General features: G+C 70.2%; 10 protein-coding genes and 1 pseudogene. 7 read left to right on the top strand and 4 right to left on the bottom strand.

Features of this window, described 5'->3' with window-relative positions; genetic code table 11:
• Positions 1-154 precede the first annotated feature (154 nt).
• Both AOK17_RS43795 and AOK17_RS43790 read right to left on the bottom strand, forming a co-directional pair.
• Positions 155-928 carry a hypothetical protein gene (locus tag AOK17_RS43795; protein WP_055618229.1) on the bottom strand — a complete coding sequence of 258 codons (774 nt, stop codon included), beginning with the start codon at positions 926-928 and terminating at the stop codon, positions 155-157.
• A gap of 164 nt (positions 929-1,092) precedes the next feature.
• Positions 1,093-2,790 carry a PucR family transcriptional regulator gene (locus tag AOK17_RS43790; RefSeq protein ID WP_055618228.1) on the bottom strand — a complete coding sequence of 566 codons (1,698 nt, stop codon included), beginning with the start codon at positions 2,788-2,790 and terminating at the stop codon, positions 1,093-1,095.
• A 429-nt stretch (positions 2,791-3,219) separates the two neighbouring features.
• Between AOK17_RS43790 and AOK17_RS43785 the strand changes: the two genes are divergently transcribed.
• The 5 genes from AOK17_RS43785 to AOK17_RS43765 all read left to right on the top strand — a co-directional run bounded on the left by AOK17_RS43785 (position 3,220) and on the right by AOK17_RS43765 (position 10,092).
• Positions 3,220-4,110: an FAD binding domain-containing protein gene (locus tag AOK17_RS43785; RefSeq protein ID WP_055618227.1), complete on the top strand. Its 891-nt coding sequence runs from the start codon at positions 3,220-3,222 to the stop codon at positions 4,108-4,110.
• Positions 4,110-4,703, top strand: a complete 594-nt coding sequence (locus tag AOK17_RS43780; RefSeq protein ID WP_055618226.1) for a (2Fe-2S)-binding protein — start codon at positions 4,110-4,112, stop codon at positions 4,701-4,703. Before AOK17_RS43785 ends, AOK17_RS43780 begins: the two co-directional genes overlap by 1 nt.
• Before the next feature lie 2 nt (positions 4,704-4,705).
• Positions 4,706-7,105 (top strand): xanthine dehydrogenase family protein molybdopterin-binding subunit, encoded by a 2,400-nt coding sequence (locus AOK17_RS43775; RefSeq protein WP_055618225.1) that lies wholly within the window; start codon positions 4,706-4,708, stop codon positions 7,103-7,105.
• A gap of 240 nt (positions 7,106-7,345) precedes the next feature.
• Positions 7,346-8,803 carry an NCS2 family permease gene (locus tag AOK17_RS43770; protein WP_055618224.1) on the top strand — a complete coding sequence of 486 codons (1,458 nt, stop codon included), beginning with the start codon at positions 7,346-7,348 and terminating at the stop codon, positions 8,801-8,803.
• 131 nt (positions 8,804-8,934) lie between these two features.
• Positions 8,935-10,092 carry an XdhC family protein gene (locus AOK17_RS43765; RefSeq protein ID WP_055618223.1) on the top strand — a complete coding sequence of 386 codons (1,158 nt, stop codon included), beginning with the start codon at positions 8,935-8,937 and terminating at the stop codon, positions 10,090-10,092.
• Between the two features lie 99 nt (positions 10,093-10,191).
• On the opposite strand, the gene AOK17_RS43760 is transcribed toward AOK17_RS43765, so the two are convergent.
• Positions 10,192-10,851 carry an ATP-dependent endonuclease gene (locus AOK17_RS43760; protein WP_055618222.1) on the bottom strand — a complete coding sequence of 220 codons (660 nt, stop codon included), beginning with the start codon at positions 10,849-10,851 and terminating at the stop codon, positions 10,192-10,194.
• A 141-nt stretch (positions 10,852-10,992) separates the two neighbouring features.
• On the opposite strand from AOK17_RS43760, the pseudogene AOK17_RS43755 reads away from it, so the two are divergent.
• A pseudogene (locus AOK17_RS43755) lies at positions 10,993-11,491 on the top strand (NUDIX hydrolase).
• A 77-nt stretch (positions 11,492-11,568) separates the two neighbouring features.
• On the opposite strand, the gene AOK17_RS43750 reads toward AOK17_RS43755, so the two are convergent.
• Positions 11,569-12,009, bottom strand: coding sequence for an SRPBCC family protein (locus tag AOK17_RS43750; RefSeq protein WP_055618221.1), 441 nt, complete (start codon positions 12,007-12,009; stop codon positions 11,569-11,571).
• 1,114 nt (positions 12,010-13,123) lie between these two features.
• Here AOK17_RS43750 and AOK17_RS54275 point away from each other — a divergent pair.
• Positions 13,124-13,336: a DUF7848 domain-containing protein gene (locus AOK17_RS54275; protein WP_055618220.1), complete on the top strand. Its 213-nt coding sequence runs from the start codon at positions 13,124-13,126 to the stop codon at positions 13,334-13,336.
• Positions 13,337-13,395 lie beyond the last annotated feature (59 nt).

Here is a 13,395-nt window from a genome sequence, read left to right as displayed (position 1 = left end):
GCGGTCGACGCGCTGCTGCGGGAACACTTCGTCAGCATGTGAGCGCGCCGCACGTGGCTGCCGCCGGCGTGTGTGTCATGTGCGGGCCGGTGGGGGCTTGTCGCGCAGTTCCCCGCGCCCCTCAAGGGCGCGGGGCTCAGGTGGCTTACATGATTCAGGCCGTTGCCGCCGGCGGGGCCAACTGGTCCGCCAGCCACGTCGGTACGCCACCCAGCAGGCGGAACAGACGCCCCGCCTCGGCGCGCAGCCGCGAGGCCTCCGGCTCGGTCTCCGCGTCGGCCAGGGAGGCCAGCGCCGGAGCCGTGCCCACCAGATAGCCCAACTCCTCCCGGATGCGCAGGGATTCACCGAAGCCGTGCCGGGCCTCCACCAACTCGCCCTCGCGCAGGGCGAGTCCGGCGAGATGGCGCCAGGTGAAGGAGAGCAGCAGGGGGTCGTCCTGGGCGGTGGCGCCGGCATGGGCGCGGCGATAGGCGGCGCGCGCGGACTGCGGGGAGTGGGCGAGGTTCTCGGCGAGCAGCCCGCGCCGGAAGTCCAGCAGGGCCCGGCCCGGAGCACCGGGCGCGATCAGTGCGGCGGCCCGGCCGAGCGCGGCCCGCGCCTCGTCGGCCCGGTCGCGGACGGCGAGCAGCGTGGAGGCGTACGCGAGCTGCCCGCGCTCGCACGCCGCGGCGCCCCGCTCGTCGTCGGACTGGGCCAGCGCCTCCGCCGTACGCAGCGCGTCCTCCGCCTCCGCCCAGCCCTGCTCGGTGTAGAGGCACCGCTCGACGAGGAGCGAGGCCCGTTGGAGCGCGGCCGATGCCGTGCGTGGTTCGAGGAGCGCCGCCGCGTCGGCCCAGCAGGCGCGCGAGCGCAGCCGCCACACCGCGGTCTGGAGTGGATCGTCCCCTGCAGTCGTCCCGTAACCAGACATGGCGGTATGCGCCACGTTGCCCTCCCCGAGCACGCCATTGAGCTGTTGAGTGGTGGCGGCATCTCAGCACGAATGCACTCGCCCGGCCAAGGGGGTGGGTGAAGGATTTCACAAAGTCGTGGGACAAGGGGTGCGGCGGCGAAGGCACTTGGTGCCATCTGCCGCGCACCCTCGTGACCTCAGCTCATGCGCAAGGCCAGGAAGAAGTCGAGCTTGTCCTCCAGGCGGGAAAGATCGCGACTCGTCAACTGCTCGATGCGTCCCACCCGGTAGCGCAGCGTGTTGACGTGCAGGTGCAGACGGGCGGCGCACCGGGTCCAGGAGCCGTCGCAGTCGAGGAACGCCTCAAGGGTCGGGATCAGCTCGGCGCGGTGGCGCCGGTCGTAGTCGCGCAGGGGATCGAGGAGCCGTGCCGTGAAGGCGCGGCGCACGTCGTCCGGCACGAAGGGCAGGAGCAGGACGTGCGACGCCAGCTCCTGGTGCCCGGCCGCGCACACCCGGCCGGCCCGCGCCGCGGCGACCCGGCGCGCGTGCCGGGCCTCCTCCAGGGCGCCGCGCAGCCCCTCCGCCGAGTGCACGGAGGCGCTGACGCCGAGCGTGAGCCGCCCGTCGTCGTCGAGGCCCGCCGCCAGCGGATCCCGTACGGCCGCCAGGAGGGTGTCCGCGTGCAGCCCGGCCTCCGATCCGTCGTGCTCCGAGGAAACCGCCGGAAGCGGTACGAGCGCGATGGCCTCGTCACCCGTATGGGCGACCGCGATCCGGTCGGACGGTTCGGGACCCGACGACAGCGGGTCGACGAGGATCTCCTCCAGGAGCGCCTGCGCCACCGGACCGCCCTCGATCTCCCCGCCGTCCCACTCCACGCGGGCGACCACGACCTGCCAGTGCGGGGCCGCGCCGAGCCCCGGCAGCAGCACGGGTGCCGCGACCCGCAGCCGCGCCGCGATCTCACCGGGCGCGGCACCGGTCTGCACCAGTTCGAGGACCTCCTGCGCGAGCCGCCGCCGTACCGTGCGTGCCGCGTCCCGCCGGTCCCGTTCCACGGAGATCAGCTGGGTCACGCCCTCCAGCAGGTCGAGCCGCTCGGCCGGCCAGTCCCCGGCGTCGGCCTCGACCGCGAGCAGCCAGTCCGACAGGACCGTCTCGCGGACGTCCCGCGAGCCCGGTGCGCCCGGTGCGCCCGCCGTGCCCGCGCCCCGGCCGCTGCTGCGGATCGGGAAGAGCGAGTACGTCGTGCCGCCCACCGCCACCCGGTACGGCCCGCGCCGCCCGGTGCGGACCGCCGCCAGGTGCTCGCCTGCCAGTGCCGCGCACACCGCGGAGGGCAGCCCCGGCTCGGCGCCGGGGGAGCCCGCGATGAGGCGCCCGGCGGGGGAGAGCACCCAGGCCCGCAGGTCCAGGTCGGAGCCGAGCAGGTCCAGGACCACGTCCGGGCCGCCGCCCGCGGGGCCCGAGGTCATCATCCGGCGGTGCCGGTCCACCACGGCCGCCAGATCCCCGGCACGCTCGCCCGACACCTGCCGTACGACGTGCTCGGTGATCGTCGCGAAGGCGACCGACTCGTTGACGGCGAACAGCGGCAGCCGGTGCCGCGCACAGGCCGTCACCAGGTCCTCCGGGATGGGGCCGAGCTCGGCCTCGCCCGCGGCCAGCGCGGTGACCCCGGCGCTCGCGAGGATCCGTACGAAGGGCTCCGAATCGGTGGCGTCGCGGCGCCAGGCGAGCCCCGTGAGCACCAGCTCGCCGCCCGAGAGATAGCGGCTGGGGTCCCGCAGATCCGTGGTCATCACGCCACGGACCGTGCGGTCCAGCTCGTCCTCGCCGCCGAGCAGCCGCAGGCCCAGCGCGTCCGTGTCCAGCAGTGCGCGCAGCCGCATTCTCGTCGCCGCCGTTCTGTCTCGAAAACTACGATGGATCTGGAAGGTTCCGGAGGGACCCGAGTATGGGTGCCCCGTGCACGGGTTCCCGGGCTCCGCAGAGTGGGCCCGAGGGGTCCGGTGGACGATGTTTCCGGCCCTCATGGCCCGTGTCCTGGGCTTTCGCGACATGTGGTCGCTGATTCCCGAACCTGTGCGTGGTGTTTCCGGAGGAAAACGAGGAGGTTGCTGATGCCCTCCGTTCATACGAATCTACAAGATGCGCGCCCTGGCCAGCGAACTCCTTCATGGTTTCGGTGACTGACCCAGGTGCGGGACGGCGCTGTGTACTGATTTCAATCCACGTGAACAACGTATGAACGAGCCGGACCCGCCGCACACGAACTGGCTTGATCAGAACCATCCACGAGACGAAGAAGAGAGCCGGTCATGGACTTCCTTCGCCCCGCCAGCTGGGAGGAGGCGCTCGCCGCGAAGGCCGAGCACCCCACCGCTGTGCCGATTGCGGGTGGCACCGATGTGATGGTCGAGATCAACTTCGACCACCGCCGGCCCGAGTACCTGCTGGACCTGAACCGCATCGGCGAACTGGGTGAATGGGAGGTCGGCGAGGAGTCCGTCCGCCTCGGCGCCTCGGTCCCGTACACGGCGATCATGGAGCAGCTGCGCGGCGAGCTGCCCGGCCTGGCCCTCGCCTCCCACACGGTGGCCTCCCCGCAGATCCGCAACCGCGGCGGCGTCGGCGGCAACCTCGGCACCGCCTCCCCGGCCGGCGACGCCCACCCCGCCCTCCTCGCGGCGGGCGCGGAGGTCGAGGCCCAGTCCGTACGAGGCACGCGGCTGATCCCGATCGACGAGTTCTACACGGGTGTGAAGCGCAACGCGCTCGCTCCCGACGAGCTCATCCGGGCCGTCCACATCAAGAAGGCCGACGGCCCGCAGCAGTACTCGAAGGTCGGCACCCGCAACGCCATGGTCATCGCGGTCTGCGCCTTCGGCCTGGCCCTGCACCCCTCCTCGCGCACGGTCCGCACCGGCATCGGCTCGGCCGCGCCCACGCCCGTACGGGCCAAGGCCGCCGAGGAGTTCCTGAACGCGGCGCTCGAAGAGGGCGGCTTCTGGGACAACGGCAGGATCATCACCCCGTCGGTCGCCAAGCAGTTCGCCGAGCTGTGCTCGGCCGCTTGCAACCCGATCGACGACGTCCGGGGCACGGCGAGCTACCGCCGCCACGCGGTCGGCATCATGGCCCGCCGCACGCTGACCTGGACCTGGGAGTCGTACCGCGGCACCGCTGCCCGCACGGAGGGAGTCGCGTAATGCGCGTCAATTTCACGGTCAACGGCCGTCCGCAGGAAGCCGACGACGTCTGGGAGGGCGAGAGCCTGCTCTACGTCCTGCGCGAGCGCATGGGCCTTCCCGGCTCCAAGAACGCCTGCGAGCAGGGCGAGTGCGGCTCCTGCACGGTCCGCCTGGACGGCGTACCGGTGTGTTCCTGTCTGGTCGCGGCCGGACAGGTCGAGGGCCGCGAGGTCGTCACGGTCGAGGGCCTCGCCGACTTCGCCAAACAGCGCGCGGAGCACGGGAGTTGTGCCTCCGGGGCTTCCGGAGCCTGCGGTACGCCCCTGGACGCGGCCAAGCGATGGGAGGCCAGGCCCTCCGACTCGCAGGCCGGCGAGGGCACCGAACTCTCCCCGATCCAGCAGGCGTTCATCGACGCCGGCGCCGTCCAGTGCGGCTTCTGCACGCCCGGCCTGCTGGTCGCCGCCGACGAGATGCTGGAGCGCAACCCGACCCCGAGCGACGGGGACATCCGCGAGGCGCTCTCGGGCAACCTCTGCCGCTGCACCGGCTACGAGAAGATCATGGACGCGGTCCGCCTGGCGGCCGCCCGACAGGGAGAGGCGGTCTGACGATGGCCGGCAAAAGTGCTCCCCTCGGCACGCCCACCAAGGTCACCCAGGGTTCCCGGACCAAGGGCGGCATCGGTGAGTCCACGCTCCGCCCGGACGGCATCCTCAAGGTCACCGGCGAGTTCGCGTACTCCTCCGACATGTGGCACGAGGACATGCTCTGGGGCCAGATCCTGCGCTCCACGGTCGCCCACGCCGAGATCGTCTCCATCGACACGGTCGAGGCGCTGAAGACCCCCGGCGTCTACGCCGTCATGACGTACGACGACCTGCCGACCGACGTGAAGAACTACGGCCTGGAGATCCAGGACACCCCGGTGCTCGCGCACGGCAAGGTCCGTCACCACGGCGAGCCGGTCGCGATCGTAGCCGCCGACCACCCGGAGACAGCCCGCCGAGCCGCAGCCAAGATCAAGGTCGAGTACCGCGAACTCCCGGTCATCACGGACGAGGCGTCCGCGACCGCACCCGACGCGATCCTCGTCCACGAGGGCCGCGACGACCACCACATCGGCCACGTCCCGCACCCGAACATCGTGCACCGCCAGCCGATCATTCGCGGTGATGTCGAGTCGGCCCGCGAGCGCGCCGACTTCATCGTCGAGGGCGAGTACACCTTCGGCATGCAGGACCAGGCCTTCCTCGGCCCGGAGTCCGGCCTCGCCGTGCCCGCCGAGGACGGTGGCGTCGACCTCTACATCGCCACCCAGTGGCTGCACTCGGACCTCAAGCAGATCGCACCCGTCCTCGGCCTCCCCGAGGACAAGGTCCGCATGACGCTCTCCGGCGTCGGCGGCGCGTTCGGAGGCCGCGAGGACCTGTCGATGCAGATCCACGCCTGCCTCCTGGCACTGCGCACGGGCAAGCCGGTCAAGATCGTCTACAACCGCTTCGAGTCCTTCTTCGGCCACGTCCACCGCCACCCCGCGAAGCTCCACTACGAGCACGGGGCGACCAAGGGCGGCAAGCTCACGCACATGAAGTGCCGCATCGTCCTGGACGGCGGCGCGTACGCCTCCGCGTCCCCGGCGGTCGTCGGCAACGCGGCGTCCCTCGCGGTCGGCCCGTACGTACTCGAAGACGTCGACATCGAATCGATCGCCCTCTACTCCAACAACCCGCCGTGTGGCGCCATGCGCGGCTTCGGCGCGGTCCAGGCGTGCTTCGCCTACGAGGCGCAGATGGACAAGCTCGCCGACAAGGTGGGCATGGACCGGGTCGAGTTCCGGCAGCTGAACGCGATGTCGCAGGGCACGATCATGCCGACCGGCCAGCCGGTCGACTCGCCCGCCCCGGTCGCCGAACTCCTGCGCCGCGTCAAGGCGATGCCCATGCCCCCGGAGCAGCAGTGGCTCGCGGCCGGCGAGGCGGCGGACGTCCGCCAGCTGCCCGGCGGCCTCTCCAACACCACCCACGGCGAAGGCGTCGTACGAGGTGTCGGCTACGCGGTCGGCATCAAGAACGTCGGCTTCTCCGAGGGCTTCGACGACTACTCAACGGCCAAGGTCCGTATGGAAGTTGTCGGCGGCGAGCCGGTGGCCACCGTCCACACCGCGATGGCGGAGGTCGGCCAGGGCGGCGTCACCGTCCACGCGCAGATCGCCCGCACCGAACTGGGCGTCGCACAGGTGACGATCCACCCGGCCGACACCCAGGTGGGCTCGGCCGGTTCGACCTCCGCGTCCCGCCAGACGTACGTCACCGGCGGCGCCGTCAAGAACTCCTGCGAGCTGGTCCGCGAGAAGGTCCTGGAGATCGGCCGCCGCAAGTTCGGTACGTACCACCCCGCCTGGGCCACCGCCGAACTGCTCCTGGAGGGCGGCAAGGTCGTCACCGACGGCGGCGAGGTACTGGCCGACCTGGTGGACGTACTCGAAGGCGAGGCCGTCGAGGTCGAGGAGGAGTGGCGGCACCGGCCGACCGAGCCCTTCGACCTCCGTACGGGCCAGGGCTTCGGCCATGTCCAGTACTCCTTCGCCGCCCACCGGGCGGTCGTCGAGGTGGACACCGAACTGGGCCTGGTGAAGGTCATCGAACTGGCCTGCGCCCAGGACGTCGGCAAGGCGCTCAACCCGCTGTCCGTCATCGGCCAGATCCAGGGCGGCACGACCCAGGGCCTGGGCATCGCGGTCATGGAGGAGATCATCGTCGACCCCAAGACGGCGAAGGTCAGGAACCCGTCCTTCACCGACTACCTCATCCCCACGATCCTCGACACGCCGACCATCCCCGTCGACGTGCTCGAACTCGCCGACGACCACGCGCCGTACGGGCTCCGTGGCATCGGCGAGGCACCGACTCTGTCGTCGACTCCGGCCGTGCTAGCGGCGATTCGGAACGCGACGGGCTTGGAGCTCAACAGGACGCCGGTCCGACCGGAACACCTCACCGGTACGGCATAGGCGACCCGCTGTAGCTGTGGGCAGGCGTTTCGCAGGGCGGAACGGGTGGGCACAGCTACAGCACCCCGGCACCGGGTGACCGTACGTCCAACGGCAACACCCGGTACCGGTCCACGTGCAGCACCACGATTCGTTCGTCTCGGGCCGTCCCCCGGGTCGTGCGGCCGAAGCACCTTCCCAAATCCCGCACACGCCGAAGGCGACAGCGGGTGCCCCTGTGAACCTTGGGAGTAGGCCCACATGACCCAGCAGTCACTGGAGCCGAGGACCACCGCCGACGATGCGGGTGAAGGAACCCGTATCCCGGCCGGCAGGTCCTGGCTCGACCGGTACTTTCACATATCCAAGCGAGGAAGCTCGGTCGCGCGTGAGGTGCGCGGCGGCGTCACCACCTTCATGGCGATGGCGTACATCCTGCTGCTCAACCCCCTGATCCTGTCCGGCAAGGACGCGGCGGGGGACACGCTCGGCCAGAAGGCCCTGATCACCGCGACCGCGTTCGCGGCGGCCTTCACCACGCTCCTGATGGGCTTCTTCGGCAAGGTGCCGCTCGCCCTGGCCGCCGGACTCTCCGTCTCCGGCGTCCTCTCCTCGCAGGTCGCACCCCAGATGACCTGGCCGCAGGCCATGGGCATGTGCGTGATGTACGGCGTCGTGATCATGCTCCTGGTGGTCACCGGGCTACGCGAGATGATCATGAACGCGATCCCGCTGGCGCTGAAGCACGCGATCACCATGGGCATCGGCCTGTTCGTCGCCCTGATCGGCCTGGTGAAGGCGGGCTTCGTCCACCAGGGCAAGGCGACCCCGCTCTCCCTCGGTGCGACCGGCGAACTCGCCGGCTGGCCGGTGCTGCTCTTCGCCGTCACCCTGCTCGCCATCTTCATGCTCCAGGCACGCGGCATCCCCGGCGCGATCCTGATCGGCATCGTCGGCGGCACCGTACTCGCCGTCGTCCTCAACGCACTTGACGTCATCGACGCCAAGCAGTGGGCCAGCGGCGCACCCGAGCTGCACGGTAGCGCGGTGTCCATGCCGGACTTCTCGATCTTCGGAGACGTGGAGTTCGGCGGCTGGAGCCAGGTCGGCGCGATGACGGTCGGAATGATCGTCTTCACCCTGGTCCTCGCCGGGTTCTTCGACGCGATGGCCACCATCATCGGCGTCGGCACCGAGGCCAAACTGGCCGACGACAAGGGTCGGATGCCGGGCCTGTCCAAGGCGCTGTTCATCGACGGCGCGGGCGGCGCGATCGGCGGCGTCTCGGGCGCCTCGGGCCAGACGGTGTTCGTCGAGTCCGCCACAGGCGTCGGCGAAGGCGCCCGCACCGGCCTCTCCTCCGTCATCACGGGCCTGTTCTTCGCGGCCTGCCTCTTCTTCACCCCGCTGACGGCGATCGTGCCGGGCGAGGTCGCGGCGGCGGCCCTGGTCGTCATCGGCGCCATGATGATGATGAACGCCCGGCACGTCGACTGGGCCGACCGCGCCACCGCGATCCCCGTCTTCCTGACGGTCGTCATCATGCCGTTCACGTATTCCATCACCGCGGGCGTCGCGGCCGGAGTCATCAGTTACGTTGCCATCAAGGTCGCCCAGAGCAGGGCCCGGGAGATCGGGGCCTTCATGTGGGGCCTGACGGTGATCTTCATCGTCTACTTCGCCCTGAACCCGATCGAGAGCTGGATGGGCGTGCACTAGGTGCTCCGCTGGATCCGCGGTGCTTGGTGCGCGGGTCCCTCGTGGCTGGTCGCGCAGCTCCCCGCGCCCCTTACTGGGCGCGGGTCCCGGCCCGACCGAAGAGCCCCCAACCACCGTTAGGAGAACGAGAAATGCTGGACATCGCCGAAGAGTTGCACCGGTGGGTCGAGCAGGGGCGTGACTTCGCCGTGGCCACCGTGGTGGCCGTCGGCGGCAGCGCACCTCGCCAGCCGGGCGCCGCCCTCGCGGTGGACACCGACGGCACGGCGATCGGCTCGGTCTCCGGCGGCTGTGTGGAGGGCGCGGTGTACGAGCTGTGCCAACAGGCGTTGGCGGACGGGAAACCGGTCCTGGAACGCTTCGGCTACAGCGACGAGGACGCTTTCGCGGTGGGCCTGACGTGCGGCGGGATCATCGACATCCTGGTGACGCCGGTACGCGCCGGGGCCTCCACCCGGGAGATCTTCGCTCTGGCCCTCGCCACCGCCACGCGCGGGGAGGCGGCGGCAGTGGCACGTATCGCATCCGGACCTCCGGAACTCCTGGGCCGCGCGCTGCTGGTCCGCCCGGACGGCTCGTACGAGGGCGGATTCGGCGCACACCCGGAACTGGACCGGACGGCCGTGGACGAGGCGCGCGCCTTCCTGGACGCGGGCCGCACGGGCACCCTGGAGATCGGAGAGCAGGGCTCTCGCTGTGGAGCACCGCTCACACTCCTCATCGAATCATCGGTTCCGCCACCCAGGATGATCGTCTTCGGAGCGATCGACTTCGCCTCCGCCCTGGTCCGCATCGGAAAGTTCCTGAACTACCGCGTCACGGTGTGCGACGCCCGCCCGGTCTTCGCGACCTCGGCCCGCTTCCCGGAGGCGGACGAGATCGTGGTCGACTGGCCGCACCGCTATCTGGAGCGCACCCAGGTGGACGGCCGCACGGTCCTGTGCGTCCTGACCCACGACGCCAAGTTCGACGTACCCCTTCTCCAGCTGGCCCTTCGCCTTCCCGTGGCGTACGTCGGCGCGATGGGCTCCCGCCGCACCCACCTGGACCGCAACGAACGCCTCCGCGAAGTCGGCGTCACCGAGCTGGAGTTGGCCCGCCTGCGCTCCCCGATCGGGCTCGATCTGGGAGCCCGTACGCCCGAGGAGACGGCTCTGTCCATCGCCTCGGAGATCGTCGCGAACAGGCGAGGCGGCACCGGAGTCTCACTGACCGGCGCCCACACGCCCATCCACCACGACGTGTCGTCGGCACCGAAGCCCACCGCGAGGATCGGTTCGGTGGCCTGACACGCACACCCGTGCACCGGCCCCGGTCGAGGTGCGAAACGTGTCCGCTCAGACGTGGGCGAGAGCGAGACGTGGGTGGGAGTCAGACGTGGGTGAGAGTCAGACGTGGGCGAGAAGCCGTTCCAACGGCCGAGGTGTCCGCTCCAGATCCAGGCTCTCGACCATCCCGCGCGCGTACTGGGCCTTGCGACCACTGTGCGTGCCCAGGAACCGCCGCAGTTGCTGCTCCACGGTTCGCTCCCGCTGGGCGGGCTGGTTCCGGAAGGTACGGAACGGCCGTGACTCGCCCTGGTCCACCACGACCTGTTGCACGACCTCGACGCCCAGGGACCGGATCAACTCGTCCTCCAGATCCACGTCGCACACGTAGAAGCCAAGCGGTTCCAGCCCCTCGGGCGGGATGTCGGAACCGAGTCCGGCCCGCTCCAACGCCCGCCGGAAGAAGCGCTCCTCCCCGACGTCGCACAAGCCGGCCAGCCGCACGCCGAGCCCCTGGGGCCCGCACAGATCCACGAACCTGCCGACACTGGTCGCACCCCCGAGCGGCACGACCGACACACCCTCGCTGTCCAGATCCCGACCACGCCGCGCGGCCAACGCCTCGACCGCGGCCTGGTCACTGCCCCCTTCGACGAGCACGACCGTACGCAGCCCGACCCTGGCCGCCAGCTCCCGCGCGCTCTCCCCGGCGGCCGACGCCCCCGCCCCGCCGGCCGCCCACTCGACAACGGCCCGGCGGAATCGCTCCATGTCGCTCATGGGTCCCAGTCTCGCAACTCCACTCGGCCGCACTCCACAGACTTTTGCTCAGTTCAGGGTCCGGGCGGCGTACGGGAGCATGGCCGAAAGGCCCGGACTCGCCAGGGCCGCACTGTCAGTGGGGGCTGAGATCGTGCCCGTGTGAGCGAACTGGTTGAGCATGTCGACGAGCACGACCGCGTGCTGGGAGTCGTCGAGAGGGACGAGGCGGTGCGGCAGAACCGGCCGCACCGCATTGCGGCGACGATCTGTCGTGATCGCGAGGGACGCATCCTGGTCCGGCGGCGGGCAGGGACGCTGTCCCGGTTCCCGGGCTACTACGACGTGATGGTCGGCGGTGCCGTGGGCGAGTCGTACGAGGCGGTGGCGGCCCGCGAGCTGACCGAAGAACTGGGCGTCCGTGCGCCGGTGCGCTTCCTCTTCAAGTTCCTTTGCCAGGGAAGGGATCAGCCCCATCTGGCTCGGAGCGCACGAGGCCCTCGTGTCGGAGCCACTGTCCCCGGACCCGGGTGAGATCGAATGGCACGCCTGGCTGACAGTGGCCGAACTGCGCGAGGTCGTCGACGAACGGCGCTTCGTCCCGGCTGGACGGAGAGCCCTGCGCCAGTATCTGGAGTCCGAATCCGGGAACCCCTCCTGATCCTCCCCTGACCTCAGCCACTGGCCCGCTCTCTCGTCGGTCAGGTCGAGAGCGAAGGCGCGCCCCCCCGCAGACCGTCAGGGCCGCGCCAGCAGCCGACGTACCGCCCGCCCGAACACCCGCCGTGCCACCCACCCCACCAAGGAATCAAAAATCCGGGGCACTCCCCGCACCCTCAACTCCTCCCGCCACACCACCCGCGAACCACCGCCCGCCCCCGGACGCACCTCGATCTCGGCCCACCCAGTGACAAAGCTGCCCCGCTTGACGAGCCGACAGAACCCGGCCTGCTCTCCCAGAGGTGGCCGCCACACGGCAACCTCCATGGGGTCGTCAAAGGCAAGGGCCCCGACCCCGGACCGAGCAACGAACACGGTGCCCACGCCATCCCCCGGCTCTTCGACGACAGCGATCCGGGTCAGCGGCACCACGTCCGCATGCCGCTCCCACACGGTGAGCCGCCGCCACGCCTCGCCAGCACCGAGGACACTGTCCCGCCGCACATGAAAGAGAACCACGCAAGGATCGTAGGCATGCCAGGACGCGGCACCCGCCAAGGCTCACGTCTGCGCGGCGCACCATAGAGGCGCCACCATCGACCCCACCCAGACGCGGACCCTGCTGACTCCGCCGGCCAAGGACACGTGCGGGGCGTCTGACTCTCTGCACGCTGCCCCACGTTCGCGGCCGAGTGCGAAGCCGCAGACATGGCCGACCGGCGAGCCGTGCTCATTGAAGCGGGGGTTCGGCTGGACGTCCGGCGCGGTACCTGTGGCGGGTGGCGGAAGCTGGGCACGTCGCGCGTGGATTTCGCGGTGAAGCGAAGCGGACGCAGACAGAAGAGAAGGCCGGCGCGCGGTTTTCCAAGGTAGCTGGACGCGAAGCGGGAAGCCGACCTCTCCGAGAAGGGCTGACAGTGGCCGTCGACGCTCTCGACCCCGGACTGGAGGGCGACTACCCGTACTTCCCTCGTGATGCGGAGGTCAGTCCGTGTGGCCGATTCCCCGACTTGTCCCCCCGTAGTGAACGGCGGAGCTCCGATGCCGATCGCCATTCTGCGGATGCGTGACCCGGATGACGTGGGCCGGCTGCGGGCCATCGATGTCACCCCACGGCTCCCGGACGGGTCGGCGATCGCGTGCCGCACTGTCACATCTGGGGCCGGTGCGCCATATGAGTGCATGACAGCACAGGCGTGCACGCTTAGTGGATCTTGGTGGACAACTCCCGCGTTGTGGATAACTTGCGCACCAGGCAAGCATGGCCGTCGGGCCGCGGTACATGCCTCTGCGGTAGTCCCGCTGTAGTCCCGGACGACCACGAGCCAACCATGGTCGCTCGTTGACCCACCAGCACTGGCTGGGGGGCCCGCAGGGGGTCCCTATTTTGGGCACGCTGACATGTGCCACGCCCTTCGGAAGCGATCCCCCAAGCCGCGCAAGCCCCAGTGCTCGTTACCCGGCTTCTTGCCCCGTCATGACAGCATTGCGTTCGCGTAGCGGGGAATGACCTAGGAGTGACGTTGACCCGTCAGTAGATCTTCACGCGTGTGCTCGCGGCCAAAATGTCAGCACACCATTCGTGACACACAGAAACCATGACCTGGGGCGCCGCTTTCGGCGGGCCAGTGTCATGCGTTTCGTCCCCCACACCATCCGGCACGAACCGCACAGCGGAGCCACGTTCGAAGCCTTCTGCACCACGTCCGGCTGTCACGGGACATCCGGCCCCGAGCCTGCGCAGGACACGGCGCAGGACTGGTGTCTGCGCCATACCGGCCGTACCGGTCATGACCTGTTCCGCCGTGTCGTCACGGACCATGCCCGCGTGACGCGGGACGAGTAACCCCAGCTCGGAAGCGCAGGACACACAAGTCACCCGCAGACGCCGACGCATCCGGGGCG

The sequence above is a fragment of the Streptomyces phaeochromogenes genome, assembly GCF_001418655.1.
Classification (GTDB): Bacteria; Actinomycetota; Actinomycetes; order Streptomycetales; family Streptomycetaceae; genus Streptomyces; species Streptomyces phaeochromogenes.
The sequence above is the reverse complement of the archived record's forward strand: the minus strand, read 5'-3'. Positions and strand labels throughout refer to the sequence as shown.

Bases quoted from the DNA above. Each gene is read 5' to 3' on its own strand.
- AOK17_RS43775 (WP_055618225.1), top strand. From the start codon at position 4,706: ATGGCCGGCAAAAGTGCTCCCCTCGGCACGCCCACCAAGGTCACCCAG.
- AOK17_RS43760 (WP_055618222.1), bottom strand. From the start codon at position 10,851: ATGAGCGACATGGAGCGATTCCGCCGGGCCGTTGTCGAGTGGGCGGCC.
- AOK17_RS43770 (WP_055618224.1), top strand. From the start codon at position 7,346: ATGACCCAGCAGTCACTGGAGCCGAGGACCACCGCCGACGATGCGGGT.
- AOK17_RS43780 (WP_055618226.1), top strand. From the start codon at position 4,110: ATGCGCGTCAATTTCACGGTCAACGGCCGTCCGCAGGAAGCCGACGAC.
- AOK17_RS43790 (WP_055618228.1), bottom strand. From the start codon at position 2,790: ATGCGGCTGCGCGCACTGCTGGACACGGACGCGCTGGGCCTGCGGCTG.
- AOK17_RS54275 (WP_055618220.1), top strand. From the start codon at position 13,124: ATGCGTTTCGTCCCCCACACCATCCGGCACGAACCGCACAGCGGAGCC.
- AOK17_RS43785 (WP_055618227.1), top strand. From the start codon at position 3,220: ATGGACTTCCTTCGCCCCGCCAGCTGGGAGGAGGCGCTCGCCGCGAAG.
- AOK17_RS43765 (WP_055618223.1), top strand. From the start codon at position 8,935: ATGCTGGACATCGCCGAAGAGTTGCACCGGTGGGTCGAGCAGGGGCGT.